Source organism: Janthinobacterium sp. FT14W (assembly GCF_009208755.1).
GTDB classification, from domain to species: Bacteria; Pseudomonadota; Gammaproteobacteria; order Burkholderiales; family Burkholderiaceae_D; genus Janthinobacterium; species Janthinobacterium violaceinigrum.
In genome coordinates, this window is the sequence record NZ_WFLL01000007.1 from 24,093 (window position 1) to 50,034 (window position 25,942).

The following is a 25,942-nucleotide window of genomic DNA, read 5'->3' on the forward strand; positions in this document are numbered from 1 at the left end:
ACTAATTAACTGAATCAATACAAGGACTTGCCATGCATCAGAATGAAGACAGCTACACCCACGACTATGTGCGCATCGACGGCCAGCGCCTGCATTGCGTCACCGCCGGCACCGGCAAACCCGTGCTGCTGATCCCCGGCTGGCCGCAAACCTGGTACGCCTGGCGCCACGTGATGGCGGCGCTGGCCGCCCAGGGCTACCAGGCGATCGCCATCGATCCGCCCGGCAGCGGCCACTCGGAACGTCCGGCCGGCGGCTACGACACGGGCGCCGTTGCCGCCACCCTGCACCGCGCCATGCTGGCCCTGGGCCATGCGCAGTACGACGTGGTGGGCCACGACATCGGCATGTGGGTCGGCTATGCGCTGGCCAGCGACTTCCCGCAGGCAGTGACGAAACTGGCGCTGACGGAAGCCGTGATCCCGGGCCTGGCGCCGGCGCCGCCGATCTTTGTCGCGCCGTCCGACAACATCTTCCTGTGGCACTTCATGTTCAACCAGGTGCTGGACCTGCCCGAGATGCTCACGGCCGGCAAGGAGCGCGAATACATCCGCTTCATCCTGGACCGCTGGTCGTACCGCCGCGACAAGGTGGCCGTCGACGTGTATGCGGACGCCTATGCCACGCCGGGCGCCCTGCGCGCGGGCTTCGCCTACTACCGCGCCATTCCGGAAACCATCCGGCAAAACCTGGAGCGGGCGAAAAAGAGCCTGGCCATGCCCGTGCTGGCCATCGGCGCCGACCACGCGACGAATGACGCGCCCCTGCTGACCATGCAGGGCAAGGCGGATATATTAAAAGGCGCCATCGTCGCCGAATGCGGCCACTTCATCATGGAAGAACAGCCGGAAGCGTTCATCGCCCACCTGCTGCCGTTCCTGGCCGGAGACGCCGCATGAGCCTCGATCCGCAAGTAGCGGCCTTCCTGGCGCTGGCAAACGATGCGCCGCCGCCCGCCTCGCTGGCGGACCTGCGCGCCGCCACGGAAACGGGGCTGCGCCAGCTGCACGGGCCGCTGGAAGACGTCGCCTCGATCAGGGACTACGTGCTGCCTGGCGAGCATGCGCTGACCGTGCGCGCCTACGTGCCCGCCGGCGCGGACACAGGCAAGCCCCTGCCGGCCATCGTCTTTGCGCATGGGGGCGGCTGGTGCCTGTGCTCGCTGGACCTGTACGACAATCCGTGCCGCGCGCTGGCCAACGCCACCGGCTGCGTGATCTTTTCCGTCGACTACCGGCTGGCGCCCGAGCACAAGTTCCCCGTGCCGCTGAACGACTTTTACTCGGCGCTGTGCTGGGTCGCCCAGCATGGGGCGGCGCTGGGCATCGACGTGAACCGGCTGGCCGTGGGTGGCGACAGCGCGGGCGGCAACCTGGCGGCGGCAGCGGCCCTGATGGCGCGCGACCAGGCCGGTCCCGCGCTGGCGCACCAGCTGCTGCTGTATCCGGCGCTCGATTTCGCCTTCGACACGCCGTCCTACCAGCGCTATGCGGATGGCCATTCGCTGACGCGGGAAGCCATGCGCTTTTGCTGGTCGGCCTACCTGAACGAGCCGGCCGAGGGCGCGCAGCCCTACGCGGCGCCCCTGCGGGCAACGTCGCTCAAGGACTTGCCGCCGGCAACCGTGCTGGTGTGCGAGTACGACCCGCTGCACGACGAAGGCGAAGCCTATGCGCGGTATTTGCGCGACGACGGCGTGGCGGCGCAATGCGTGCAGCTCGACGGCATGATCCATGCGTCGATGCACATGCTGGGCCTGACGCCAGCGGCGCGCGGCCTGTTCGACATGGCGGGCAAGGCCATGCGGCAAGCGCTGGGGGCATAAAAAAACGCGCCGGGGATGGCTCCACGGCGCGTTTTTTTCCATCAGCTGCGCGTCATTCCACCAGCTTGCGCACTTCGATCCCGTTCAGCCACTTCACGTGGCGCGGGCCCGTGCGGATGTCCTTTGCCGAAATGAGGGCGATTTCGCCGTCGTTGTCGTCGAGCGCCTTGCCGTTTTTTTCGTAATAAACGATCACGCCCTCGCCGGCCGGCGCGTTATACAGCTCGCCCCAGGAAAACACCACGGCATAGCCGTCGGTGGCCGTGGCGATGATGGCGAGCTTCTTGACGTCGTTGTGGCCCGGCGCATCGAGCACCGCCTTGTCGAGAATGTCGCGCAGGCGCACGCCGCGGTAGCTGGTGATGGTTTCGGCCCTCTCGCCGTTATGGCGCGTGACGGCGATTTCCCCGCCGTTGGCCGGCGGCAGCTGGCGCAGGTCGGCCACTTTCAGGGTCAATGGCGTTTCCACCATGCCCGTCACGGCCAGCGCGTGGCTCATGTTGTCGCGCGCCGGCGGAGGCGCGGCAGACCACGCGGGTGCCGCGGCCAGCAGCGCGGCCGAAGCGAAACCGGCGGCTATTTTCTTGAACATGCTGTGTCCTTTCATTGAACAGTCAAAAAATCAGAACTGGTACTGCGCATTCGCCAGCCAGGTGCGTCCCGCGCTGGGAAAACCGTCGGACAGCGCGTAATTGCGGTCGCCCAGGTTCGCCACGCCCGCTTCCAGGCTCAAGGCCGGCAAGGGACGGTACACGGCCTTCAGGTTCACGGTCGTAAAGCCGCCCAGTTCCAGGGTGTTCGACACCCAGCATCCGCTGTTCGATTCGGCGATGGCCACCACGTCGACCTGGCGCGCCGCATGCAGCACGGCGTGCGCCGTCAGCTTGTGGCGCGGCACGTCCGTCAGGCGCGTGGCGCGGTCGCTGACGTTCTTCATGTCCGTGTAGGTGTAATTGCCGCCGAAGTCCAGCCAGGCGCCGGCACTGCCGCGCAAGCCCAGCTCCACGCCGCTGATGTGCGCCCTGCCCGCGTTCTGCATCTGCGCGCGCACGCCCGAGACGTTCGCCACGCTCTGGATCTTGTCCTTCACGTCGCTGTAGAACAGCGCCGCTTCCAGCGCCACGCCCTGCGAGTTTCCTTGATACCCCAGCTCATAATTGATCGCCTCTTCCGCGCGCAAGGCCGGGTTTTCGATATACGTGCCCAGGCGCTGCGAATAGCGGTCCTTCAGGGTCGGCAGGCGCGACTTGCGCGCCACGGTGGCGTATACGCGCGCACCGGCGCCGATCTTGCGGAACAGGCCCGCCTGCAGGTCGGTGGCCGATTGATTCTCGGGCAAGGTATAGGCATTGCCGGCGCTGTAGACGGTGTCCGGGCGCAGCGCGTTGCGCGAGACGCCCAGCGACAGTTCCGTCGCCCCGTTCAGGGCGATGCTGTCTTCCGCGCCCAGGGTCCACAAGGCATCCTTGTACCAGGTGGTGCGCACGCCCTTGGCATCGAGTTCCTGGTGTTCGTCGGCCTTGTAGCTGGCCACGAAGCGCAGGCTGTGCGCGGCCAGGCGGAACGATTCGAGTTCCACCGCGCCCCCATTCGTGCGGTCGTTATAGATACTGCGCCCGCCGCTGACGCTGCCCTGGCCGCTGGTTTTCAGGGTCGTGTAGCTGCCGTTCGTATAGGACGTGATTTCATTGTCGTAGCTGTCGTGGTACAGCCGCAGTTTCAGGCGCTCGGCCTCGCCCAGGCGCGTCTGCGAGACGAAATACACGCTTTCCTTGTTCCAGTACGGCCATTGCCAGTAGCGCGCGCCGACGGGATTGACCGATGGCGGCTGGCCTTTTTCGCCATGCTGCTTGTAGTAGCTGAGCGCGTATTCATCGCCCGCCTGCGCGCCATCGGGCGTGTAACCCACCTTGAACGACAGTTTATGGTCCTTGCGGTAGGAGTTGTTGCGCATGCCGCCATCTTCCGTGGCGGTCGGGCGGAAGTCCGACGACAGGGGAAAACCGTCGCTGTCGATGTACGACACGCCCGCCTGCAGATACCACAGGCCCTGGTTGCTGCCCACGTTGGCCGACACCTGGCGCTCGCTGCCCGAGCCGAAGCCGACGGAAGTGTCGCCCTCCAGGCGCGCCGCGGGTTTGCGTGACACCAGGTTGATGGCGCCGCCCAGGGTGTTGGCGCCATAGGCCACGGAACTGAAGCCCTTGGCCACCTGGATGGCGGCCAGGTCGCTGGTCGTGAAGCGGTTGAAATCGACGTAGCCGTCATACGGTACGTAGACGGGAATGCCGTCGATATACAGCGGCACCTGGCGCGCATCGAAGCCGCGGATGGCGACGGTTTTTTCGTTGCGCGAGTTGGTCGACAGCGATACGCCCGACAGCAAATTGAGGGCGTCGCCCACGTTGTCGCGGTTGAAGCGGCGCATCTCGGCGCGGCTCACCTGCGCGCCCACCTGCTGTTCCGCCTGGCCTGCCTGCTCGCGCTGGCCGATCACCGTCACCGTGCCCAGCACGAACGGCGCTGCCGCCTCAATGCCATCGTTGCCCGCCGTTTGCTGCGCCTGCGCCATCTGCGCCAGCGCCAGCATCACGGCACCTGCCATTACCTGTTTCAACATCGTCCAGATCTTTCCACTCTCGTTATATATCGTCTTATATAGCGATACTCAAAAAAGCGGCCACCTGTGCGGCGGCCGTCACCCAACGGCGAAATATACAGGCGTATATAGCGACGTTCAAGCGACAAGGCGGGAAACCCCTGCGCAGATCAATTTTCGAGGCAAATTTCATGCATTGTTTCATGCACCGCAGTATTTCGCTGTGCGAACGAATGTTTCACAAAACGGTTGACATGCGGGATTCGGCTAGGCAAACTGATTTCCAGGGAGCCTGAAAATGAATGCAAATATGACAAATATTCAGACCGCAGCAGATCCGGAACTCATCGTCTTCAGCGATGACGAGGAAGGCAAGGACCGCCAGTTCGTCAACGCGCTGGCGCGGGGCCTGGAAGTGCTGCGCTGCTTCCGCCCTGGCGAAGTATTCCTGTCGAACGCGGACATGGCCAAGCGCACGGCCATCCCGAAACCGACGATTTCGCGCCTCACCCATACCCTCACCAAGCTGGGCTACCTCAATTATTCGGACAGCCTGGGCAAGTACCAGCTGGGCGCCGGCGTGCTGGCCCTCGGCTACCGCATGCTGTCGAACCTCGACGTGCGCAAGATGGCGCGCCCCCTGATGGAAGAACTGGCCGAGCATGCGCAGGCGTCCGTCTCGCTGGGCACGCGCGACCGTCTCAGCATGGTGTACGTGGAAACGTGCCGCAGCAGCGCCAACGTCACCCTGCGCCTCGACGTCGGTTCGCGCATCCCCCTGATGACGACGGCCATGGGCAAGGCCCTGCTGTGCATCCTGCCGCAGGCCGAACGCGACTACCTGATGGACCATGCGCGCGTGCACGAGACGGAGCGCTGGCCGCGCATCAAGGCCGGCATCGAGCAAGGCTTCAAGGATTACCAGGACCGGGGCTTTTGCATCTCGGCCGGCGAGTGGCAGAACGACGTGCATGCGGTGGGCGTGCCCATGCTGGGTGCCGATGGCGAACAGGTGATGGCCTTCAATTGCGGCGGCCCCGCCTTCCTGCTGTCGCGCGAAAAACTCGAAGGCGACCTGGGACCGCGCCTGGTCGCCCTCGTCAAGGCAGTAGAAAAAAACCTGGGACGCGGTTAGAATGCGCGCCCCCTCACAATGACAGTTCCGAGGACCCGATGATACGCGACGAAGAAACCCTGAACATCCTGCTCGACAGCATCGCCCGTTTCGTGCGCGAAGTGCTGGTGCCGAACGAGGCGCTGGTGGCCGAAACGGACACCATCCCGCCCGCCATCGTGGCGCAGATGCGCGAACTGGGCCTGTTCGGCCTGTCCATCCCGGAAGCATACGGCGGCCTGGAGCTGAGCATGGAAGAAGAAGTGCGCGTGGCGTTTGAAATCGCCCGCACCTCGCCCGCCTTCCGCTCGCTGATCGGCACGAACAACGGCATCGGCTCGCAGGGCATCGTCATCGACGGCACGGAAGCGCAGAAACAATACTATCTGCCCAAGCTGGCGGCCGGCGAGATCATCGGCTCGTTCGCGCTGACGGAAGCGGGCTCCGGCTCCGACGCGGCGTCGCTGCGCACGACGGCCGTGCGCGACGGCGACTTCTATATCCTCAACGGCAGCAAGCGCTACATCACCAACGCGCCCGAAGCGAGCATCTTCACCGTGATGGCGCGCACGGACCCCGTCAAGCGGGGCGCCTCGGCCATTTCCGCCTTCATCGTGGAAAAGGACACGCCCGGCCTCTCGCTGGGCAAGATCGACAAGAAGATGGGCCAGCAAGGCGCGCATACCTGCGACGTGATCTTCGAGAACTGCCGCGTCCCTGCCGCAAACATCATCGGCGGCAAGGAAGGCGTAGGCTTTAAAACGGCCATGAAGGTGCTCGACAAGGGCCGGCTGCACATCGCCGCCGTCTGCGTGGGCGCAGCCGAACGCATGCTGGCCGACGCCCTGGCGTATGCGATGGAGCGCCAGCAGTTCGGCCAGCCCATCGCCGAATTCCAGCTGATCCAGGCCATGCTGGCCGACAGCAAGGCCGAGATCTACGCGGCGCGCAGCATGGTGCTCGACGCGGCGCGCCGGCGCGACAACAAGGAGGACATTTCGACGGAAGCGTCGTGCTGCAAGCTGTTCGCGTCCGAAATGTGCGGCCGCGTGGCCGACCGCTCCGTGCAGATCCACGGCGGCGCCGGCTACATCAGCGAATACGCGGCCGAGCGCTTCTACCGCGACGTGCGCCTGTTCCGCATCTACGAAGGCACGACGCAGATCCAGCAGATCGTCATCGCCCGCAACATGATCAAGGCAGCACAAAAGTGAAGGAGGCCGCGATGGACATTCCCGCCCTGCTGGCCGGCTTGCCGGCGCGCCTGTCGGCCATCCCGGCCCACTGGGCGGCGCGCGCGCCGGACGCGCCCGCGCTGCATGAAGGTGGCCGCAGCTGGACCTATGCGCAGCTGCAGCACAGCGTGGAAAGCGCCGCGCAGCTGCTGCGCGATTTGCAGGTGCGCGCCGGCGACCGCCTGATGGTGGTGGGCGAAAACGGCGCGCTGCAGGTGGCGCTGATCTTCGCGGCAGCCAGCATCGACGCGTGGATCGTCAACGTCAATGCACGCCTGTCGGCACGCGAGATCGACACCATCGCCGAGCATTCCGGCGCGCGGCGGCTGCTGTTCCTGGCCGGCGCCTCGCCGGAAGCGGCCGCGCATGCGGCACGTCTGGGCGCGGCCAGCGCCGTCACCGTCGACGGCATGGGCGGGCTGCTGGCGGGCGCATTGAACGATGCCGCCATCGCGGAAGCCTGCGTGCCAGGCAACGAACAGGTGGCTGCGCTGATCTACACGACGGGCACCACGGGCCAGTCGAAAGGCGTGATGCTCACGCACCGCAACCTGCTGTTCATCGCCGCCGTCTCCAGCACCTTGCGGGGATTGACGCGCAGCGACCGCGCCTATGGCGTGCTGCCCATTTCGCACGTGTATGGCCTGGCCTCCGTTGCCCTGGGCACCCTGCATGCGGGCGCCGCGCTGTACCTGGTGCCGCGCTTTTCCGTCGACGGCCTGCTCTCGGCCCTGAAGGACGACGAGCTGACCATCGTGCAGGGCGTGCCCGCCATGTACGCGAAACTGCTGCAAACGCTGGGCGGCGCCGGCACGCCGCTGCCCACCCGGCTGCGCTTTGCGTATGCGGGCGGCTCGCCGCTGGCGCCGTCGCTCAAGCACGAGGTGGAAAGGCTGCTGGGCACCGCGCTGCACAATGGCTACGGCATGACGGAAAGCGCGCCCACCATCAGCCAGACGCGGCTCGACGCGCCGCGCCATGACAGCTCCGTCGGCACGCCGATTCCCGGCGTGGAAGTGCGCGTGGTGGACGTGGCGGGCACGGACGTGGCGCCGGGCGCAGCGGGCGAACTGTGGATACGCGGACCGAACGTCATGGCCGGCTATTACCGCGAACCGGCCATGACGGCAGCCACCATGCGCGACGGCGGCTGGCTCAATACGGGCGACATGGCGCGCCAGGATCCCGACGGCGCCCTGTTCATCGTGGGGCGCACCAAGGAACTGATCATCCGCTCCGGCTTCAATGTGTATCCGCTGGAAGTGGAAACGGCCCTGAACGCCCACCCTTCCGTGGTGCAGTCGGCCGTGGTGGGACGCACCCTGGACGATGGCAACGAAGACGTCATCGCCTACGTGGAACTGGATGCGCAGCACCCGGTGACGGTGCAGGCCTTGCAGGACTATCTGGCGCAGACCCTGTCGCCCTACAAATGCCCGGCGGCCATCATCGTCATGGAAGCGCTGCCGGCGGCGGCCACGGGCAAGATTTTAAAGGGGCAACTGCGCCAGATGGCGCAGAACAGGCCGTAAATTCACCATTGCAGTTGGTTTCAATACACCCGACAATAAAACCCAGGCGGGTAGCTTTGCCGGCGCCGGTCCTGGCGCCGGCAAACCAAGTCACATCACCGGAGGAGATACGATGAAACGCACATACACACGCATCGCCATGGCAGCGCTGCTTGCCAGCGCCTGGATGGCACACGCCAGCGCCGACGAATTCCTGGTCGGCGCGGAAATCCCCCTGACGGGCAACCTGGCCAGGGTCGGCGCCGGCATGCAGGAAGGGATCATGGTGGCGGCCGAGGTGTTCAACAAGACCAACGGCAAGCACACCGTCAAGATCGTCACCGTCGACGACGAATCGGCGCCCGCCAAGGCCATCGCCGCCGTGGAAAAGCTGGCCAGCCAGGGCGTGGTGGCCATCACGGGCGGCTATGGCTCGAACAATATCTCGCCCGCCTCGGATACGGCCAACAAGCTGGGCCTGGTCTACATCACCTCGGGCGGCGTGGACGACAGCCTGGTATCGAGCGGGCGCAAGAATTTTTTCCGCATCAATAACACGGCCGGCTACGAAAAAGCCATGCTGGGACTGCTTGCCGACGTGGGCGCCAAATCCGTCTCCATCGTGTACTCGACCAAGGACGCCACCACGGGACTGGCGAAGGACGTGGAAAAGGCCCTGGCCGCCAAGGGCGTGAAGGTGACGACGCACTCGTTCGACCCGGCCATTACCGACTTCAAGCCCATCATCAACAAGATCAAGCTGCAGGACAAATCGGAAGTGGTGGCCATGGTCGGCTACGAAAACGACTATGTGGGCATCATCCGCGCCGCCCGCGTACTGAAGCCGAAGATCAAGGCCATGGTGGGCGTGTGGTCGCTGGCCACGCCGAAGATGGCGGCCGACTTCCCCGACCTGATGCCGAATGTCTTCGGCACGGCCCTGCTGCCCTTCCCCACGGAGTTCAAGACAGCCGACGGCAAGGCCTTCAGCGACGCCTACAAGCAGCTGTACAAGAAGGAGCCGGACTACCTGGGCCAGTTCGGCTACGTGCAGTCGATGCTGCTGTTCGAAGCGATCGCGCGCGCGGCCGACAAGGGCACCATCAAGAAAGGCGGCGTGGCCGAGGAAATGCGCAAGACGGACCGCGAAACCCTGATCGGCCGGGTGCAGTTTGCCGCCAACGGCGACAACCAGAACTTCGTGCACCGCATGGCGCAGCACCAGGACAAGAAGGTGGTCATCGTCTGGCCGAAGGAACATGCGACGGGCAAGCTGGCCTATCCGGCCCTGCCCTGGTAAACGGCAGCCTCCCCTGCACACGCGCATGCCCGCCGGGCATGCACCGATGAACGGCAGCCGTGGCGCATCTTCGCGCTGCGCCAGGCTGCCTGACGGGACGACGACATGACAGAATTAATCTTGCAAGCCCTGTATTCGGGCCTGCTGCAGGGCGGCTCCTACGCCCTGATCGCACTGGGACTGGCGCTGGTCTTCGGCACCATGAAAGTGATCAATCTGGCGCACGGCGAACTGGTGCTGCTGGCCGCCTACATCGCCTACAGCGTGGAATCGGGCCTGGGCCTGGGGCCCATGTTCGCCATCCCCATCGCGCTGGTGATCGTCAGCCTGACGTCCGTGGGCGTCTACCTGATCGTCAGCCGCATCAAGAAAGACCGCGAAATCAATTCGCTGATCCTCACCTACGGCATCGGCGTCATCCTCACCAATTTCATCCTGCTGGTATGGAAGGCCGACATCCGCTCGACGTCGTCGACCTGGCTGCAGGAAGGCATCGAGATCGGCCCGTTTTTCAGCATGCGCAGCGAAGTGATCTTCTTCGGCGTCAGCCTGGTGCTGATGGCGGCCCTGTGGCGCTGGCTGGCCACCAGCTGGTATGGCCGCGCCGTGCGCGCCGTCTCCAGCAACCGCGACGCGGCCAAGCTGATGGGCATCGACCCGGGCCGCACGGAACTCGTCTCCTTCCTCGTCGCCGGCATCCTGGCCGCCTTCGCGGGCGTCGCCCTGTTCAGCTATGGCGTGATCCAGCCTGCCTACGGCGGCGCGCTGACGGTGAAAGCCTTCATCATCACGGTACTGGCCGGCATCGGCTCCATCCCCGGCGTGCTGCTGGCCGCCGTGCTGCTGGGCGTGGCCGAAGCGCTGACCGTCACCCTGGCCAGCTCCGCGCTGCAGGAATTATCCGGCATGGTGCTGTTCCTGCTGGTGCTGTTCATCATGCCGAACGGCCTGTTCGGCGCACAACGGAGGCGCGGATGAAGCGCTCGACACTGATCTCCACGGCGGGCCTGCTGCTGGCCGCCTATCTCGCCGTGCCGCTGGCACTGGGCGGCAACCAGTACGTGATGAGCATGGTGGTGGCGGCCCTGATCATCGGCGGCGTGGCCATGTCCTGGGCCCTGCTGGGCAATCTGGGCGGCATGGTCAGCTTCGGCCATGCGGCGTTCTTCGGCGTGGGCGCGTACGTCTCCGCGCTGGCCACCGTGAAACTGGGCCTGCCGGTGTTTGCCGCCATGCTGCTCGGCGGCGCGGGCGCAGCCGTCGCCGCCGTCATCATGCTGCCCGTGCTGCGCCTGCGGGGGCCGTACTTTGCGCTGGCCATCCTCGCCTACGCCCACATCTTCCGCATCCTGGCCACGGAATGGCGTTCCGTCACGGGCGGCGCAGGCGGCATCAACAATATCCCGGCACTGCCCACCGTCTTCGGCTTCGACCTGGCCAGCAAGACGGGCGCCTACCTGGTGGTGCTGACCCTGGTGGTGGCATGCGCGTTTGCCTACAGCCGCATCCGCGCCAGCCATTACGGCATCGCCCTGCGCGCCATGCACGACAGCGAAGACGCCACGCGCGTCGTCGGCGTCAACAGCACCCTGCTGAAAGGCGCCATGCTGCTGGTGTCGGCCTTCATGGCGGGCCTGTTCGGCGCCTTCAACGCCCACTACATCAACTTCCTGGAGCCGGACTACGCATTCAACAGCCTGTGGGTGACCTTACCCATCGTGGCGGCCATCTTCGGCGGCTACCGCACGATACTCGGCCCCGTGCTGGGCGCCGTGGTGGTCTACCTGGTCGACCAGCTCATTTTCAAGTCGCTGATCCCCACGGGCCACCAGCTGGTGCTGGGCGTGCTGCTGGTGGCGATGATCGTCTTCAGTCCGAACGGCCTGCTGCCGCTGCTGCAAAAATGGCTGAAAAACGCGTTCACAGCGAAGGGGAAACAACATGCTTGAACTCGATAATGTGTCCGTGCGCTTCGGCGGCCTGACGGCCGTCGATTCCGTCACCTTAAAAGTGGGCAGCCACGACGTGATCGGCCTGGTGGGCGCGAACGGCGCCGGCAAGACCACCCTGTTCAACGCCATTTCCGGCCTGGTGCGCCCCACCGGCGGCGGCATCCGCTTCGAGGGCCGCGACATCATGGCCACGCCCATGTACCAGCGCGCGCGCCTGGGGCTGGGCCGCACCTTCCAGATCCCGCAGCCCATGCACGAATTGACGGTGCGCGAAAACCTCGTCGTGGCGCAGCGTTTCGGCACGGGCAAGGTGGACCAGCGCAAGATCGATGAAATCCTCGATTTCACGAGCCTGGCGGACAAGGCGCAGCGCGATGCGGCCAGCGAACTGGCGCTGACGGAACTGAAAGCTCTGGAAGTGGCCAAGGCGCTGGCGACGAATCCGAAGCTGCTGCTGTTGGACGAAGTGCTGGCCGGGCTGGAAACGAACGGCAAGCGCCGTTTCATGGGCATGCTGAAGGACTTGCACGCAGCCTTTGGCGTGGGCATCGTCATGATCGAGCACGATATCGAAACCATCAGCAATCTGTGCCAGCGCGTGGCCGTGCTCAATTTTGGCCAGCTGATCGCCGACGGCACGCCGGATTGCGTGTTCCGCGACCCGGCCGTCATCGAAAGCTACACGGGAGCCGCGCATGCTTGAAACGATGCTGGAAATAAGCAAACTGCGCGCCGGCTACGGCGCCATCAACGTGCTGTGGGACGTGTCGCTGTCCATCCGGAAGGGCAAGCTGACCACCATCATCGGCCCGAACGGGGCCGGCAAGACCACCCTGCTGCGCGCCATCATGGGCCTGCTGCCCGTGGGCGCGGGCAGCATCGCGCTGGACGGCCACGCCATCAACGGCACGCCCACCTGGAAGATGAGCGACGCCAGGGTCACCATGATCCCCGAGGGCCGCATGACGTTCCGCGACATGAGCGTGGAAGAAAACCTGATCATGGGCGCCTTCCCCAAGGAGCACCGCAGCCACATGCCGGCCCGCCTGGCCGAAGCCTACGCCATGTTCCCCCGCCTGCACGAGCGGCGCAAGCAGCTGGCCGGCTCACTGTCCGGCGGCGAGGCGCAGATGCTGGCCATGGCGCGCGGGCTGATGTCGGACCCGTCGCTGCTGATCATCGACGAGCCGTCGCTGGGCCTGGCGCCGCTGGTGGTCAACGAACTGTTCGAGATCCTCGCGCGCCTGAACGACGGCCGGCGCACCATCATTTTAGTGGAGCAGAACACGGCGCGCGCCGTGGGCGTGGCCGACCACGTCTACCTGATGCAGAGCGGCAAAGTGGCGCTGTCGCAGCCGGCGCTTGATGTCGACCTGGAACACCTGCATGCGCTGTATTTCGCCCGCTAAACAAGGTGATCGGCGCGGGGGCTGAGCGGCCTGCGGCCGTCACTCCTCGTCGTCGGCCAGTTTGTCGAACACCTGCAAGTCCGCCTTGCCGAGTCCGGCCATCACGAAGGGATCGTCGGCAGGAAAGCGGCCCGTATCGACCAGCATGCGCAGCTTGCTCAAGCGCTCGCCCTGCGCCAGCGCTTGCGCCTGCGGATCGGCGTCGGCCTCGGCACCGGCCTGCCCGATCGCGTGGGTCACGGACTCGGGGAACTCCCACAATTCGGCGATCTTGACCGACAAGATGCGCGCCTGCGCAAATACCTGGGCGATGAAGGCGTCCGACTGGGGAAACGCGTCGGGCGCATGCATCTGGTCGATCAGCCGGAACGCCACCACCAGGCCGACATTGGCCATCAGCCCCGCCAGATAGGCATCGAAGGCGTTTGCCTGCAGTGCAGGCGCGAGCAGGTTGGCCGCCAGCGCGCATTTCTCGGACTGGCGCCAGATCAGCGGCGCCGTGCGGATGGTCAGCCCGCCGCTTTGCATGCTGACGATGGGACGGAAGGCGACGCGGGCCAGCAGCATGCGCATGCCGTTTTGCCCCAGCAGCATGATGGCGCCTTCCATATTGTTGATCGACGGGCTGGCGTTGTAGCGCGAATGGTAGCAGGGGCGGTTCGCTTCGCGGAACACCTCGGCGACCAGCAGCACATCCTGGGCCAGTTGGCGCGACAGCTCGGCCGCGCTCATGTTTTCATTTTGCAAGGTCCGCATCAACTGCGGAATGATGGCGGGAATGCGCGGCACCAGCGCGGCGCCGGCGACCGGTTCACGGGCCAGCCGCGTCAATTCGTCCAGGATTTGCTGTTCGGACTGCTGTGACGCCTGCGCCGACCCTGCGGCCGCCAGCCAGCGGTAATAGATGGCATCGATTTCGGCGATGGTGGCTGGCGGCCCCGTCATCTCGGGCGCCGCCGCAGCCGTGACGGGCGCAGGCTTGCTCTTTTCGTCGCCGCCGTTCAGTAATTTTCCTATCCAACCCATTTTGCTATCCAGCCCCATATGCATCACTATCGCGACATCCGCGCCGCGATTTTACTTGATGACGGCAGCGCCGGTGCGGCGGGCGTGGCCGGCCTTGTCCAGCCGCCGCAAGCTGCTACAGTAGCACTCCCGCAGGTCCCCCTGCTTTGCAAGGCAAATCATGAACAATATGCTGGCCCGGTACGTCACCGGCCAGGCGTATAACAACGCCTGGGCCAACCACCGCCTGCTGAAGGCATGCGCCCAGCTGACCCAGGCCGAGTTCCAGGCCACGCGCGTCAGCTTTTTCCCCACCATCCAATTCACCCTGAACCACATCCTGACGTGCGACTGGTTTTATCTCGACGCGCTGGAGCGCGAGCTGCGCGGCGAGGCGCCCCATGCCGACTGCTATGTATTCTTCGAACAGGACGAACCGTTTAGCGATTGCGCCGCACTGCAGGCGGCGCAGCGCGCATCGGACTTGCGCCTGATCGCCCATTGCCGCAGCCTGTGCGACGCGGACCTGGCGCGGCCCGTGACGATACTGCGCGACACGCCGCAAGTGGACACGCGCCTGCGCATGCTCGCGCATGTGTTCCAGCACCAGATCCACCACCGGGGGCAGGTGCACGCCATGCTGGCCGGCACGCGCATCGCGCCGCCCCAGCTCGATGAATTCTATTGCGCCGGCGAAGCGGGCGAGCGGGCGCAGGATTTTGCGGAACTGGGCTGGACGGAAGCGGACGTGTGGGGAGCGCGCTGACTTATTCCCCGGCGTGGCAGCACACGCACAGCTTGTTGCCATCGAGGTCGCGGAAGTAGGCGCCATAGTAATGGGCGTGGTAATGGGGCCGCAAGCCGGGCGGCCCTTCGCACACGGCGCCCAGCGCCAGCGCGGCCTGGTGGCAGCGGTCCACCTGCGCGCGGCTGGCCGCCAGCAAGGCCGTCATCTGGCCGTTGCCGGGAGCGGCCGGCAAGCCGTCGTGCGGCGCCGTCAGCACGAACAGGGGCCGCGGCGCGTCCTGCGCCATCCAGCCCGCCCAGGGCTGGTCCCGGTCATGGAATTTTTCGATCAAGCCCAGCTCTCCCAGCAGGGCCGTGTAGAACGCGTAAGCGCGGGGAAAGTCGTTGGTGCCGAGGCAGAGATGGGACAGCATGCTGCTCCTTCATGAATTCATGCATGTGCGGCGACATGCGCCAGCTGATTATAGTGGCGCATCGCTTTCCCTCATGATCCCATGCCAGACCTCGACCGCCTTCAGCTGCTTCCCCCTTCCAGCGCCGACCTTCCCGCCTTGCTGGCCTTCGAACTGGAAAACCGCGCCTATTTTGAAAACTGGGTCACGGCGCGCGCGCCGTCCTACTACGGGCAGGAAGCCATCGCCGCCGCCATCGGGCAGGCGCAGCGCGAGCGCCAGCAAGACCTCGCTTATCAGTACCTGGCCAAGCTGGACGGGCAGATCATCGGCAGGGTCAACCTGACGGCCGTCACGCGCCCGTATTTCAACAAGGCAGTACTCGGCTATCGCATCGGCGAACGGTTCGGCGGACGCGGCTACGCCACGCGCGTGGTCGCCCTGCTGCTGGAAGAGGCATTCGGTCCACTGGACCTGTGGCGCCTGGAAGCGACGGCGCGGCCGCAAAACCTGGGCTCGCTCGCCGTCATGCAGCGCAACGGCTTTCATCAGTATGGCAAGTCGGACCAAGCCATGTTTTTCCAGAATGCCTGGTCGGATTTGCTGTATTTTGAGCGGCGCAATCCGCAAGCCATGGCCTGAGATGGCGTATTTTTCCGGCAGCAATGCGACTTTGATCCTGTCACCGGCGACTTTGTGGCAACGCAAAGCAGCGCGATATTGAACTGATAACGTCAAGGTTCGGGAATTTCCCCACTCTTGCCAAGTCCGACATGAAATTGCGGCTACGCCTGTTCGAACACGTGGTGCTGGCATTGGCCGTCGCTATCTTTGTCGCCGCCATCGTGCTGGCACGCATCACACAGTGGGCTGAAACGCAGGCACTGCCCGCCTATCCCGTGCAGGGCATGCACCTGGTTGGCAAGGTGCTGTTTTTCCTGGACGGCTGCGTCGTCATTGCCGTCAGCAGCATCCTGGCCACCCGGCTCTTCCGCATACTCACCAAGGAGGATTTATGAACGACCTTCACTACCTGTTTACGCTCCAGCATCCTCGCCGCTTCTGGTACAGCGCCATCGTCATCGCCGTGGCCTCGGCCATCCTGCTCGGTCCCTGGCTCGACAGCAGTCCCTGGCTGGTGGCGATCCCCTTCGTGGCCGGCGGCCTGCTGATGGCGCTCGGCGAGCTGTGGGATGACATGCACGGCAAGCGCCTGCAAAACGGTGACGACGCGCATGCGCCTTGCCGGCATCCCTGAGGCAGGATGATGCGTGCACGCAACAGCGATACGCCATCGCGCACGCCGTCGCCGCCATTTTCCTGCGCATGGGCCTCCCCATTGCCCTCATTTAAGACTCGCTTCAGTCTCGCCGTGCATCGTGAACATGTCGCCAGCGGCAATGGCGCCTCCCTCCACCATCACGGGTACCGCCCGGCGAAAGAACCGCTATGAGCACATGGATGCGCGCCAACAAAGGTTTCTTGATGTTTCTCCTGCTGTTCGGCGTGTTCCGCACGGCCGTGGCGGACTGGAATCCCATCCCCTCGGCCTCCATGCGCCCCAACCTGCTCGAAGGCGACGTGGTCTTCGTCAACCGCCTGGCCTTCAACCTGAAAGTGCCGCTGACGGACATCGTGCTGCAGCGCCTGGGCGAACCGCAGCGGGGCGACATCGTCACCTTTTCCTCGCCGAAAGACGGCACGCGGCTGATCAAGCGCATCGTCGCCCTGCCAGGCGACACGGTGGAAATGCGCGAAGAGCAGCTGGTCATCAACGGCCAGCCCGCCCAGTACACGGCGCTCGACACGGCACCGGAAACCATCGCCCACGTGGGCCAGCTGACGGCACAGCGCATCCGCGAGCGCAACCAGACCGAGCAGCACCTCATCCAGGTCTTGCCGCAGATCGCGGGCGCCGCGCGCAGCTTTGCTCCCGTGACGGTGCCGGCCGACCATTTCCTCATGCTGGGCGATAACCGCGACAACAGCGCCGACTCGCGCTATTTCGGCTTTGTGCCCCGCGCGTTGCTCATCGGCAAGGCCGAACGCATCCTCGTCTCGGCCAACATCGAGGAGCATTGGCAGCCGCGGCTGCAGCGTTTCGGCATGAAGCTGGAATAAGCCCCCTTGCAACGGCGCCGTGCTTTTCGGTTAGCATGGCGCATCATGCAAAACTTTCCCACCGCCAGCCAGCTTCACGCCAGCGACGCTCCTGCCCTCGATCAGCTGGCGCAGTTCCTGCACCACCATCCCGACGTGCTGTTGCTGACGGGCGCCGGCATCAGCACGGCGTCCGGCATTCCCGCCTACCGCGACACGGAAGGCGTGCGGCATGGCAACGCCCCCGTGCAAGGCCCCGACTTTCGCCGCCAGGAAGCCGTGCGCCGCCGCTACTGGGCGCGCAGCATGGTGGGCTGGCCGACCCTGGCGCGCGCCGCGCCAAATCCCGGGCACCTGGCCATCGCGCAACTGGGCCAGCGCCAGCGCATCGGCGGCCTGGTCACGCAAAACGTGGATGGACTGCATCAGCAGGCAGGCAGCGCCGCCGTCACGGAATTGCACGGCAGCATACACGGCGTGGTCTGCCTCGATTGCCAGGCGCGCCACACGCGCCGCCTGATCCAGGATCAGCTCGAACGCGACAATCCGCACCTGCTGGGCGCCACGGCCACGCCGACGCCCGACGGCGACGCCTTGCTGGAGCCGTCGCAGCTGGCCGCCTTCCACGTGCCCGCCTGTCCCCGCTGCGGCGGCACCCTGCAGCCCGACGTGGTGTTTTTCGGCGATGGCGTGCCCGCCGCCTGCGCGGCGGAGGCCGAGAACAAGATGCGCGGCGCCAGCGCCCTGCTGGTAGTTGGCTCGTCCGTCATGGTGTATTCCAGCTTTCGCCTGTGCCGCATGGCGGCCGAAACGGGCAAGCCCGTGGCCGCCATCAACCTGGGCAAGACGCGCGCCGACCATTTGCTGGCATTCAAGACGGAAGCGCCGGCACAGGACATCTTGCCTGCATTAGCGGCCATGTTGGCCTGATCCCGACTCAGCGCCGCGTCACTCTCGCTATACTGTGGGATTGACGAGGAGAATTCATGCTGGAACTGTTGAGTGAACACGCCTGTTTTGGCGGCGTACAACGCTTTTATCGCCACGATGCGCAAACCATCGGCTTGCCCATGCGTTTCTCGGCCTTCATTCCGGACACGGCGCCGGGCGCCACGGCCAGCACCAGGCGCCCCGCCCTGTTTTACCTGGCGGGCCTGACCTGCACGGAAGAAACTATCATGATCAAGGGCGGCGCCCAGCGCGTGGCGGCCGAGGAAGGCCTGATCCTGATCGCGCCCGATACCAGCCCCCGTGGCGCGAACATCGCGGGCGAGAGCGACGCGTGGGATTTCGGCGTGGGCGCCGGCTTTTACGTGGACGCCACCGTGGCGCCATGGAACAGCCATTACCGCATGTACAGCTACATTCTGGAGCTGCGCGCCCTGCTGGAGCAGGAACTGGCCATCGACGCGCAGCGCACGGGTATTTTCGGCCACTCGATGGGCGGCCACGGCGCGCTGGTGCTGGCCTTGCGCAACCCGGAACTGTTCCGCTCCGTTTCGGCCTTCGCCCCCATCGCCGCACCGAGCCAATGTCCGTGGGGCAAGAAGGCGTTCACGGGCTACCTGGGCAGCGACGCGGCCAGCTGGCAGCAGTACGATGCCAGCGCGCTGATGCGCACCCTGCAGGGCCAGCCCGCACTGTTTCCCGAAGGCATATTGATCGATCAGGGCCTGGCCGACAAATTCCTGCCCGAGCAACTGTTCCCCGACGTCTTCGAAGCGGCATGCCGCGACGCCGGCCAGCCCCTGCAGCTGCGCCGCCATGCCGGTTACGACCACGGCTATTACTTCATCGCCAGCTTCATGGAAGAGCACGTGCGCTTCCATGCGCACACCTTGCGCGCCCTTGCCTGACCGGGCTATTGCGTGGTGCTGGTATGCCCGTTGAAATGGCGCGTGTACCAGTCCGTGGCCAGCAGGGCGGCCTGGTGCCGCGTGTCGGGGCCGCCCGGCGCGGCGATCTGTTCCAGTTGTTTGTCGCAGCGCAAGGTGGCGAACGCCATGCGGTTCAGGCCAGCCACGTCGGGGTCGCGCCCGCCCACGATCAGCAACGACGGCACGCGCACGTTTTCCAGCGCCGCCTTGCCGGCCATTTCCACCTGGCCATCGCAGACGGCCAGCGCGGCGATTTCCCCGCTGCGCCATGCCGCCAGCTGCATCACGACGGCCGCGCTGGTGCCGTAGCCATACAGGCCGCAGGGCAAGCGCCGCGTGGACGGGTCCACCTGCAGCCAGCCCAGGGCTTTTTCCAACTGGCGCGCCAGCAGCACGATATCGCTGCGCACGAAATACGCATGGCCATTGCTGCCGCCGCCGGGCTCGACGCCGCCCTGGTCGAAGCGCAGGGTGGCGATGCCCGCTCGCAGGAAATCCTGGGAAGTGGCGTGGCTGGAGGCGCCCAGGTAATCGCTATCGGCGCCCGCGCCGTGGGCAAACAGGACGATGCCGACCGGGCGTTCGGGCATTTCAAGCACGCCGTCCATTTGAAGTTCATCGGCTGTGATGCTGACAAATTGTTCTTGCATGGCTGCCTCCGCTATCGAGCTGGGATCAAGCTCACATCAAGCTGAAATCACACTGCTGTTGCGCTGATTTTGCCGGACCGGGCGCCGCCTGCGCGCCTTGAGCGGCAAGCCTCAGTGTACCAGTCTGCGTCCGTTCACGCGCGGCGCACGGCAAATTTGCCACGCGCCGGCATCAGACGGCGCCGTGCCGGTCCAGCCCCTTCAGCACGGCTTCCGGGCGGATCGGCAAATGCCGCACGCGCGACGCCACGGCGGCGAAGATGGCGTTGCCGATGGCAGGCGCCACGGCCGTGGTCGGCGGCTCGCCCATGCCCGTCGCCGTCTGCGTGCTGGCAACAAATTCAATATCGAGCTCGGGCACGTCGGCCATGCGCAGGGGCGTGTAGGTATTCAGGTTGGTATCCTTCACTTCGCCATTCAGGAAAGCCGTGCCTTCATGCAAGGCCATGCTCACGCCCCACAGGGCGCCCCCTTCCGCCTGGGCCAGCGCCCCATCGGGATCGACGATGCTGCCCGCGTCGATGACCATAAACAGCTTTTCGACTTTCACCATGCAAGTGCTGCGGTCCACTTTCACTCTGGCAACGCAGGCCGTCCAGGTGGGCATGTCGCGCTCCTGACCGAACGTGGCGGCGATGCCCAGGCCCGTGTCGGGCGGCATGGCCGTGCCCCAGCCGGCCTTGTCCGCCACCCGCTGCAGCACGTGGGCCAGGCGCGCGGCGCCGCCGACGGCATTCGGCGCGCTGCCCGCATTGCGGCCCGTCGCCTGCAGCAGGGACAGACGGAACGCCAGCGGATCGACCTTGGCCGCCTGCGCCGCCTCATCCATGAAACTTTCCACGGCCCAATTCGTCCAGCCGGGACCCACGGAGCGCAGCCAGCCGGGGCGGAAACTGCTGTTGGCCAGGTCGTTCGACACGGCCCGCACGCGCTGCGCGCCCACCGTGTACCAGTGGTCGGCGCCGGCGATGGCAAACGGGTCATACGGATGGCCCTGCTTATCCTTGGCCAGCAAGGCCGGTATCATCGCTTGCGTGGGCCAGCCCGCGCTGGCCTCGTGCACCATCGCCGACACCTTGCCCGCGTCGTCGAAGGCCATGCGCACATGCTGCACGGACGGCGAACGGGGCGAATCGAAACGGGCGTCGTCGGCCCGCGTGCAGATCATCTTGACGGGACGCCCCACGGCTTGCGCGGCCAGCGCGGCCGGCACGCAGTAATCGCCGTTGAGGCGCCGCCCGAAACCGCCGCCCAGCAGATAGGTATGCAGCATCACCTGGCTTTCCGGCACCTTCAAGGCCTGCGCCAGCACGGGCAGGATCAGCGATTGCCACTGGTTGCCCGCATGGATGTGCCAGACGCCGTCGACTTCCTGCGCCACGGCATTCACGGGTTCCAGCTGGAAATGCAGCACGGTGCTGGTCGTGTAATGGCGTTCCAGTTGCAGGCTGGCATCCTTGAACGCCTGCTCCACGCCGTCGTCGTCGACCACGCGGGCGCCCAGCGTCGCATCGGCCAGCTGCTTGGCGGCGTAGTTGACGATATCCTGCTCCGACACGTGGGCAGCCGCGCCGGCCCGCCATTTCACCTGCACCAGGTCGGCCGCGCGCATGGCGGCCGCATACGTGTCGGCCACCACCATGACCCAGCCGGGCACCGTGCCGCTGGGGTCCTGCAAGGCCACCGAGCGCAGGTAGCCCTTGACCTTCTTCGCGGCCGTGTCGTCGATGGACACCACTTTTGAGCCGTAGCGCGTGGGCGGGATCTTCGGACGCGCATACAGCATGCCCTCGATGTGCGCATCGATGCCGTACACGGCCGTGCCATTCGTCTTCGCGGGAATGTCGAGCGCCTGCACGTTCTGGCCGATCAGGCTGCGCTGCTGCGGCGTCTTCAGCACGATGGCCTTCAATTGTTCCGGCGTGTACTGGCGCGCCAGCTTGCCACGGCGCACGATGTCGCCATAGCCGATCGACCGTCCCCGGCCATGCACGGCGCCCAGCCTGGCGTGGCAGGCGGACACGGGCACGCGCAGCAGGCGCGCGCCCTCCTCGACCAGCGCCAGGCGCCCGGCCGCGCCGGCACGGCTGAGCGGGTCGAAATTCTGCCAGACGGACCAGCTGCCGCCCGTCACCATCAAGCCCCATTTCGGGTCCGTGTCCACGTAATGCAGGCGCACCTTGCTCCAGTCCGCTTCCAGTTCCTCGGCCACGATGCGCGCCAGGGCCGTGCCGATGTGCTGGCCCATTTCCGCCTTGGCGATATTCACGGTGACGATGCCGTCGCCGCCGATCTCGAACCAGATACTGGGGTCGAACACGGGCGCGGCGGGCCTGGCAGGCGGCACGCGCGCCACTTTGCTGTCGGCCAGGGAACTATCGGCGCGCAGGAAAGCCAAAGTAAACCCCGTGCCGGCGGCGGCGATCAGGAAACCGCGCCGGCCCAGCGAGCTGGGACGGGCAGCAGAATTTTCTTTCGGCAATTTAAACACCGGGCGCCTCCTGCATGCCGGCCGCCAGCTTGATGGCCTTGCGAATGCGCACATACGCCATGCAGCGGCACAGGTTGCCGCTCATGACGGCATCGATATTCGCATCCGTCGGCTGCGGATAGTCGCGCAGCAAGGTTGCGGCCTGCATGATCTGGCCCGACTGGCAATAGCCGCACTGGGGCGCCTGCGTGGCGACCCACGCCCGCTGCAGCGCGTGCGTGCCGTCCGGCGACAAGCCTTCGATGGTGGTAATGGCGCAGCCCGTCACGGCGGCGATGGGCGTGATGCACGAGCGCATGGCGCGGCCATCCACATGCACGGTGCAGGCGCCGCACATGCCGATGCCGCAGCCAAACTTGGTGCCTGTCAAATGGGCCTCGTCGCGCAGCACCCACAGCAGCGGGGTTTCGGCATCCACTTCCGTGCTGAAGGGCTGGCCATTGACGATAATCGTATGCATGATGTCTTTCAGTAATTACTTGGCGGCACCAGGTGCCGCACGGGTGGCGGCACGCGCGCGCGCCACGGCCCCTTCCAGGTTCGTCCAGGCGGGCTGGTGGCTGCGGCTGCGGCGCAGATAGGCGGCCAGCTGGGCCACGTCGTTGTCCGTCAGCGAGGCGGCAAAGCCGGGCATCAGCACGCCGGACATGGCCGCATCCTTGCTAATGCCGTGCAATATCACCTGGATCAGGTTGGCGGGATCGGGCGCGCTCACGGCGCTGTTCAGGCTCAGCTCCGGACGCAGGGCCACGGGCCGGCCGTCGCTGTTCGAATGGCACGACGCGCAGGCGGCCACGTACAGGCTGGCGCCGCGGTCATTGTCGACCAGGCTGACCCGCTGCGAACGGGCGATGCCCGCCTGGATCACGGCGTCGGCGTCCACCTTGCGCCCGGCCGCGCCGGAAACGCCCGCAAAATACACGGACAGCGCTCGGATATCGCTATCGGGCGAGGCGCCCATGCCTTCGTGCACGACGGCCGACATGGGCCCGGCCGCCACGCCGTGCAGGGCCGTCGCCCCCGTGCGCAGGAAGGCATACAGCTCATCCTGCGTCCACGGCAGCGGCGCCGTGTTGGCGCTGGTCAAGGCCGGCGCGTACCAGCGATCGATGGACGCGCCCAGGTAAGTCGAAGCGGCGATCTCGGCGCCCAGCGCATTGCGCGGCGTGTGGCAGGCGGCGCAATGGGCCAGGCCTTCGGCCAGATAGCGGCCCCGGTTCCAGTCCAGGCCTTGCGCAGGATCAAGCTGGAATGTCGCCGGCTTGAAAAACAGCAACTTCCAGCCCGCCTGCAAGGGCCGCAGATTCAAGGGAAACGGCACGGTATTGGCGGGCGCAACCGCGTACACGGGGGGGCGCGTCATGAAATACGCGTACAGGGCCGTCAGGTCCGTCTCCGAGACGAGGCTGAAATGGGTGTACGGAAAGACGGGATACAGGTGGGCGCCATCGCGGCCCACGCCTTCGCGCATGGCCCGCTGGAACGCGGCCAGCGACCAGCGGCCGATGCCCGTTTGCGCGTCGGGCGTGATATTCGTCGCATAGACCGTGCCGAACGGCGTGGCCAGGCCGTGGCCGCCCGCGTAGTCGGCGCCGCCCGTGGCCGTATGGCAGGCGGCGCAATTGCCCATGCCGGCCAGGATGCGCCCCCGCTCCACCACTTGCGGGGAGAATGCCGTGGCGGCAGGCGGGTTGACGGGCGCCAGCGCGGGGCGCCAGTAATACAGGTAGGCAGCCAGCGCCGCCGCGATGAGCAGTGCCAGCAACAGCAGCAGGCCGGTGAAGATTTTCTTGAGCAAAACAGGAGTCCGGTAAAAGGCCAGGTACGCGCCTGCCGCGCACGGACGGCGGCGGTAGCGCAGATTGTGACAATCTTACCGCGATTGTGACTTGTTGTATGTACGCAATGACACGCAGGCAACGCCGCGGGCGGGCTGCGCCTTATAATCAGCGTTTCAGCACGCCGCCGCTCTCTTCATGCATACCGTTACCATTATCCTCATCCTCGTCCTGACCGTCGTCCTGTGCGGCTTCATCGCCCGCTCGCGCTGGGTCAAGCTGCCGCTGCCCCTGATCCAGATCGCCGGCGGTACGGGATTGGCCGTGTTTGGCGTGCAAGTGCCGCTCGATCCCGACATTTTCTTCCTGCTCTTCATTCCGCCGCTGCTGTTTCTCGATGGCTGGCGCATTCCCAAGGGCGCCTTCTTTTCCGATGCGCGCTCGATCCTGATGCTGGCCATCGGCCTCGTGCTGTTTACCGTGCTGGGCATGGGTTTCTTCATCGACTGGCTGATTCCCAGCGTGCCGCTGGCCGTCGCCTTCGCGCTGGGCGCCATCCTGTCGCCGACGGACCCCGTGGCCGTGTCGGCGATCGCGGCCGGCAACCCGATCCCGCCGCGCCTGATGCACATCCTCGAAGGCGAATCCTTGCTCAACGACGCCTCGGGCCTGGTCTGCTTCACGTTTGCCGTGGGTGCCATGATGACGGGCGGCTTTTCCATCGGCGCCGCCTCGCTGAGTTTCCTGCAGGAAGCGGGCGGCGGCATCGTCATCGGCCTGGCCATCTCGTGGGGCGTGGGCCTGGCAAATAAATGGCTGGTGAGCAAGGTTGGCGAAGAGCCGGGCCTGCAGATCCTGATCAGCATCCTGATTCCGTTTGCCGCCTACCTGGGCGCCGAGCAGATCCACGGCTCGGGCATCCTGGCTGCCGCCACGGCGGGCGTGTCCATGCATTACGCCGACCTGATCGGCCGCCCGCTGGCCGCCACGCGCACCCAGCGCAAGGCCGTCTGGGATACCGTGCAACTGGTCCTGAATGGCGTGATCTTCGTCATGCTGGGCGCGCAGCTGCCCGCCACCGTTGCCGGCTTGCCCGCCGCATCGATGGAAGTGGGCGCCGGCAGCGCCTGGAAACTGCCCCTGTTCGTCGTCGCCATCACGGTGGGCCTGACCTTCATGCGCTTCCTCTGGGTCTTCATCTCCATGAAACTGACCCTGTTCAAGCACCACAAGAAAATGGCGGGCGAACCGAAAGACGCGGCCCTGCTGGCGCGCCCCAGCCTGCGCCTGCTGCTGGTGGCGTCGTTTGCGGGCGTGCGCGGCGCGCTGACCCTGGCCGGCATCCTGACCCTGCCCTTGTTTTTGCCTGATGGCAATCGTTTCCCCGCGCGCGACCTGGTCATCTTCCTGGCCATGGGCGTGATTCTGCTGTCGCTGATACTGGCCAGCGTCACCCTGCCCCTGCTGACCAAGGGCCTGGTGTTCGCACCGCCCGCGCGCCGCTCGACGGAAGAGCGCAATGCCCGCGCCTCTGCCGCCGAGGCCGCCATCGCGCGGCTGGAAAAAGTCTGCGAGGGCATCGACAAGAATGACAAGCAACAAGTCGTCACCGAGGCGGCCAACCGCCTGATCGAAGCCTACCGGCGCCGCCTCGCGTATGGCGAAAGCAGCAACGACGAGGCGATGCGGCTGCAGGAACTGGCCCGCGCCGAGCGGGCGCTGCGCCTGGAAGCGCTCAACGCGGAGCGCGACGAACTGTTCCGCCGCCGCATCTCGGGCGAACTGGACGACACCATCCATTTGCGCCTGCTGCGCGAAATCGATTTACTGGAGGCGACATTGGAAGAATAGCAACACTCTGGCCCGCCGCGGCAGTGTTGATAAGTAATTCTCATGGCAAGGAATGCAAGTTTTAACATTCGTGTTTATAATGCAAGGTTGTATGGCGTAGCGCCGT

Annotated in this window: 26 protein-coding genes; 18 read left to right on the top strand and 8 right to left on the bottom strand. The window is 65.8% G+C overall.

Annotation, left to right across the window (positions count from 1 at the left end; genetic code table 11):
- The first annotated feature begins 32 nt into the window (after window positions 1-32).
- The gene (locus tag GCN74_RS07045) at window positions 33-899 is read left to right on the top strand and encodes an alpha/beta fold hydrolase (RefSeq protein WP_152256000.1); all 867 of its coding nucleotides are present in this window, start codon (window positions 33-35) and stop codon (window positions 897-899) included.
- On the top strand, window positions 896-1,825 hold the full coding sequence (locus tag GCN74_RS07050; protein ID WP_152256001.1) for an alpha/beta hydrolase: 930 nt from the start codon (window positions 896-898) through the stop codon (window positions 1,823-1,825). The genes GCN74_RS07045 and GCN74_RS07050 overlap by 4 nt, the downstream gene beginning before the upstream one ends.
- A 52-nt stretch (window positions 1,826-1,877) precedes the next feature.
- On the opposite strand, the gene GCN74_RS07055 is transcribed toward GCN74_RS07050, so the two are convergent.
- Complete coding sequence (locus tag GCN74_RS07055) at window positions 1,878-2,417, bottom strand: molybdopterin-dependent oxidoreductase (RefSeq protein WP_193316994.1); 540 nt, start codon at window positions 2,415-2,417, stop codon at window positions 1,878-1,880.
- Window positions 2,418-2,447: 30 nt separating this feature from the next.
- Complete coding sequence (locus tag GCN74_RS07060; protein WP_152256003.1) at window positions 2,448-4,445, bottom strand: TonB-dependent receptor plug domain-containing protein; 1,998 nt, start codon at window positions 4,443-4,445, stop codon at window positions 2,448-2,450.
- Window positions 4,446-4,734: 289 nt separating this feature from the next.
- On the opposite strand from GCN74_RS07060, the gene GCN74_RS07065 reads away from it, so the two are divergent.
- From GCN74_RS07065 to GCN74_RS07100, 8 genes are all read left to right on the top strand, one after another.
- Window positions 4,735-5,559 (top strand): IclR family transcriptional regulator, encoded by an 825-nt coding sequence (locus GCN74_RS07065; protein WP_152256004.1) that lies wholly within the window; start codon window positions 4,735-4,737, stop codon window positions 5,557-5,559.
- 38 nt (window positions 5,560-5,597) lie between these two features.
- On the top strand, window positions 5,598-6,752 hold the full coding sequence (locus GCN74_RS07070) for an acyl-CoA dehydrogenase family protein (protein ID WP_034782861.1): 1,155 nt from the start codon (window positions 5,598-5,600) through the stop codon (window positions 6,750-6,752).
- Between the two features lie 11 nt (window positions 6,753-6,763).
- A complete protein-coding gene (locus GCN74_RS07075; RefSeq protein ID WP_193316995.1) occupies window positions 6,764-8,305 on the top strand; it encodes a class I adenylate-forming enzyme family protein in 1,542 nt (513 codons plus the stop codon).
- Between the two features lie 112 nt (window positions 8,306-8,417).
- Window positions 8,418-9,584, top strand: coding sequence for an ABC transporter substrate-binding protein (locus GCN74_RS07080; protein ID WP_152256006.1), 1,167 nt, complete (start codon window positions 8,418-8,420; stop codon window positions 9,582-9,584).
- 105 nt (window positions 9,585-9,689) lie between these two features.
- Window positions 9,690-10,562, top strand: coding sequence for a branched-chain amino acid ABC transporter permease (locus tag GCN74_RS07085; RefSeq protein ID WP_141168659.1), 873 nt, complete (start codon window positions 9,690-9,692; stop codon window positions 10,560-10,562).
- Window positions 10,559-11,533 carry a branched-chain amino acid ABC transporter permease gene (locus GCN74_RS07090; RefSeq protein WP_152256007.1) on the top strand — a complete coding sequence of 325 codons (975 nt, stop codon included), beginning with the start codon at window positions 10,559-10,561 and terminating at the stop codon, window positions 11,531-11,533. The genes GCN74_RS07085 and GCN74_RS07090 overlap by 4 nt, the downstream gene beginning before the upstream one ends.
- The gene (locus tag GCN74_RS07095; protein ID WP_152256008.1) at window positions 11,526-12,239 is read left to right on the top strand and encodes an ABC transporter ATP-binding protein; all 714 of its coding nucleotides are present in this window, start codon (window positions 11,526-11,528) and stop codon (window positions 12,237-12,239) included. Before GCN74_RS07090 ends, GCN74_RS07095 begins: the two co-directional genes overlap by 8 nt.
- Before the next feature lie 4 nt (window positions 12,240-12,243).
- Window positions 12,244-12,945, top strand: coding sequence for an ABC transporter ATP-binding protein (locus tag GCN74_RS07100; protein ID WP_152256116.1), 702 nt, complete (start codon window positions 12,244-12,246; stop codon window positions 12,943-12,945).
- Window positions 12,946-12,984: 39 nt separating this feature from the next.
- Here the strand turns inward: GCN74_RS07100 and GCN74_RS07105 are convergent, their stop codons facing one another.
- Window positions 12,985-13,971, bottom strand: coding sequence for an HDOD domain-containing protein (locus GCN74_RS07105; RefSeq protein ID WP_193316996.1), 987 nt, complete (start codon window positions 13,969-13,971; stop codon window positions 12,985-12,987).
- A gap of 160 nt (window positions 13,972-14,131) precedes the next feature.
- Between GCN74_RS07105 and GCN74_RS07110 the strand changes: the two genes are divergently transcribed.
- Complete coding sequence (locus tag GCN74_RS07110; RefSeq protein ID WP_152256010.1) at window positions 14,132-14,716, top strand: DinB family protein; 585 nt, start codon at window positions 14,132-14,134, stop codon at window positions 14,714-14,716.
- Window position 14,717: 1 nt separating this feature from the next.
- Here the strand turns inward: GCN74_RS07110 and GCN74_RS07115 are convergent, their stop codons facing one another.
- Window positions 14,718-15,110: a VOC family protein gene (locus GCN74_RS07115; protein WP_152256011.1), complete on the bottom strand. Its 393-nt coding sequence runs from the start codon at window positions 15,108-15,110 to the stop codon at window positions 14,718-14,720.
- Window positions 15,111-15,191: 81 nt separating this feature from the next.
- Between GCN74_RS07115 and GCN74_RS07120 the strand changes: the two genes are divergently transcribed.
- The 6 genes from GCN74_RS07120 (at window position 15,192) to fghA (ending at window position 19,045) form a co-directional block, all read left to right on the top strand.
- Window positions 15,192-15,731 carry a GNAT family N-acetyltransferase gene (locus tag GCN74_RS07120; RefSeq protein ID WP_152256012.1) on the top strand — a complete coding sequence of 180 codons (540 nt, stop codon included), beginning with the start codon at window positions 15,192-15,194 and terminating at the stop codon, window positions 15,729-15,731.
- Between the two features lie 131 nt (window positions 15,732-15,862).
- Entirely contained in the window at window positions 15,863-16,108 is a 246-nt protein-coding gene (locus GCN74_RS07125; RefSeq protein ID WP_152256013.1) for a hypothetical protein, read from the top strand.
- Window positions 16,105-16,347 (top strand): hypothetical protein, encoded by a 243-nt coding sequence (locus tag GCN74_RS07130; protein WP_152256014.1) that lies wholly within the window; start codon window positions 16,105-16,107, stop codon window positions 16,345-16,347. Before GCN74_RS07125 ends, GCN74_RS07130 begins: the two co-directional genes overlap by 4 nt.
- A 191-nt stretch (window positions 16,348-16,538) precedes the next feature.
- Complete coding sequence (gene lepB / locus GCN74_RS07135) at window positions 16,539-17,210, top strand: signal peptidase I (protein ID WP_152256015.1); 672 nt, start codon at window positions 16,539-16,541, stop codon at window positions 17,208-17,210.
- Between the two features lie 45 nt (window positions 17,211-17,255).
- On the top strand, window positions 17,256-18,119 hold the full coding sequence (locus tag GCN74_RS07140) for an NAD-dependent protein deacetylase (protein WP_152256016.1): 864 nt from the start codon (window positions 17,256-17,258) through the stop codon (window positions 18,117-18,119).
- A 56-nt stretch (window positions 18,120-18,175) separates the two neighbouring features.
- A complete protein-coding gene (fghA, locus tag GCN74_RS07145) occupies window positions 18,176-19,045 on the top strand; it encodes an S-formylglutathione hydrolase (RefSeq protein ID WP_152256017.1) in 870 nt (289 codons plus the stop codon).
- 5 nt (window positions 19,046-19,050) lie between these two features.
- Here fghA and GCN74_RS07150 read toward each other — a convergent pair whose 3' ends face one another.
- The 4 genes from GCN74_RS07150 to GCN74_RS07165 form a co-directional block, all read right to left on the bottom strand.
- The gene (locus tag GCN74_RS07150) at window positions 19,051-19,716 is read right to left on the bottom strand and encodes a dienelactone hydrolase family protein (protein ID WP_152256018.1); all 666 of its coding nucleotides are present in this window, start codon (window positions 19,714-19,716) and stop codon (window positions 19,051-19,053) included.
- 172 nt (window positions 19,717-19,888) lie between these two features.
- Window positions 19,889-22,207, bottom strand: a complete 2,319-nt coding sequence (locus tag GCN74_RS07155) for a xanthine dehydrogenase family protein molybdopterin-binding subunit (protein ID WP_152256019.1) — start codon at window positions 22,205-22,207, stop codon at window positions 19,889-19,891.
- Complete coding sequence (locus GCN74_RS07160; RefSeq protein ID WP_152256020.1) at window positions 22,200-22,667, bottom strand: (2Fe-2S)-binding protein; 468 nt, start codon at window positions 22,665-22,667, stop codon at window positions 22,200-22,202. Before GCN74_RS07160 ends, GCN74_RS07155 begins: the two co-directional genes overlap by 8 nt.
- Before the next feature lie 15 nt (window positions 22,668-22,682).
- A complete protein-coding gene (locus GCN74_RS07165) occupies window positions 22,683-24,005 on the bottom strand; it encodes a cytochrome c (protein WP_152256021.1) in 1,323 nt (440 codons plus the stop codon).
- A 178-nt stretch (window positions 24,006-24,183) separates the two neighbouring features.
- On the opposite strand from GCN74_RS07165, the gene GCN74_RS07170 reads away from it, so the two are divergent.
- A complete protein-coding gene (locus GCN74_RS07170; RefSeq protein WP_152256022.1) occupies window positions 24,184-25,836 on the top strand; it encodes a Na+/H+ antiporter in 1,653 nt (550 codons plus the stop codon).
- The last annotated feature ends 106 nt before the right edge of the window (window positions 25,837-25,942 follow it).

Bases quoted from the DNA above. Each gene is read 5' to 3' on its own strand.
- GCN74_RS07055 (WP_193316994.1), bottom strand. From the start codon at position 2,417: ATGTTCAAGAAAATAGCCGCCGGTTTCGCTTCGGCCGCGCTGCTGGCC.
- GCN74_RS07070 (WP_034782861.1), top strand. From the start codon at position 5,598: ATGATACGCGACGAAGAAACCCTGAACATCCTGCTCGACAGCATCGCC.
- GCN74_RS07080 (WP_152256006.1), top strand. From the start codon at position 8,418: ATGAAACGCACATACACACGCATCGCCATGGCAGCGCTGCTTGCCAGC.
- GCN74_RS07050 (WP_152256001.1), top strand. From the start codon at position 896: ATGAGCCTCGATCCGCAAGTAGCGGCCTTCCTGGCGCTGGCAAACGAT.
- GCN74_RS07120 (WP_152256012.1), top strand. From the start codon at position 15,192: ATGCCAGACCTCGACCGCCTTCAGCTGCTTCCCCCTTCCAGCGCCGAC.
- GCN74_RS07065 (WP_152256004.1), top strand. From the start codon at position 4,735: ATGACAAATATTCAGACCGCAGCAGATCCGGAACTCATCGTCTTCAGC.
- GCN74_RS07130 (WP_152256014.1), top strand. From the start codon at position 16,105: ATGAACGACCTTCACTACCTGTTTACGCTCCAGCATCCTCGCCGCTTC.
- GCN74_RS07170 (WP_152256022.1), top strand. From the start codon at position 24,184: ATGCATACCGTTACCATTATCCTCATCCTCGTCCTGACCGTCGTCCTG.
- GCN74_RS07085 (WP_141168659.1), top strand. From the start codon at position 9,690: ATGACAGAATTAATCTTGCAAGCCCTGTATTCGGGCCTGCTGCAGGGC.
- GCN74_RS07105 (WP_193316996.1), bottom strand. From the start codon at position 13,971: ATGGGTTGGATAGGAAAATTACTGAACGGCGGCGACGAAAAGAGCAAG.
- GCN74_RS07160 (WP_152256020.1), bottom strand. From the start codon at position 22,667: ATGCATACGATTATCGTCAATGGCCAGCCCTTCAGCACGGAAGTGGAT.
- GCN74_RS07115 (WP_152256011.1), bottom strand. From the start codon at position 15,110: ATGCTGTCCCATCTCTGCCTCGGCACCAACGACTTTCCCCGCGCTTAC.
- fghA (WP_152256017.1), top strand. From the start codon at position 18,176: ATGCTGGAACTGTTGAGTGAACACGCCTGTTTTGGCGGCGTACAACGC.
- GCN74_RS07140 (WP_152256016.1), top strand. From the start codon at position 17,256: ATGCAAAACTTTCCCACCGCCAGCCAGCTTCACGCCAGCGACGCTCCT.
- GCN74_RS07100 (WP_152256116.1), top strand. From the start codon at position 12,244: ATGCTGGAAATAAGCAAACTGCGCGCCGGCTACGGCGCCATCAACGTG.
- lepB (WP_152256015.1), top strand. From the start codon at position 16,539: ATGAGCACATGGATGCGCGCCAACAAAGGTTTCTTGATGTTTCTCCTG.
- GCN74_RS07150 (WP_152256018.1), bottom strand. From the start codon at position 19,716: ATGCAAGAACAATTTGTCAGCATCACAGCCGATGAACTTCAAATGGAC.
- GCN74_RS07125 (WP_152256013.1), top strand. From the start codon at position 15,863: ATGAAATTGCGGCTACGCCTGTTCGAACACGTGGTGCTGGCATTGGCC.
- GCN74_RS07045 (WP_152256000.1), top strand. From the start codon at position 33: ATGCATCAGAATGAAGACAGCTACACCCACGACTATGTGCGCATCGAC.
- GCN74_RS07110 (WP_152256010.1), top strand. From the start codon at position 14,132: ATGAACAATATGCTGGCCCGGTACGTCACCGGCCAGGCGTATAACAAC.
- GCN74_RS07075 (WP_193316995.1), top strand. From the start codon at position 6,764: ATGGACATTCCCGCCCTGCTGGCCGGCTTGCCGGCGCGCCTGTCGGCC.
- GCN74_RS07095 (WP_152256008.1), top strand. From the start codon at position 11,526: ATGCTTGAACTCGATAATGTGTCCGTGCGCTTCGGCGGCCTGACGGCC.
- GCN74_RS07060 (WP_152256003.1), bottom strand. From the start codon at position 4,445: ATGTTGAAACAGGTAATGGCAGGTGCCGTGATGCTGGCGCTGGCGCAG.
- GCN74_RS07090 (WP_152256007.1), top strand. From the start codon at position 10,559: ATGAAGCGCTCGACACTGATCTCCACGGCGGGCCTGCTGCTGGCCGCC.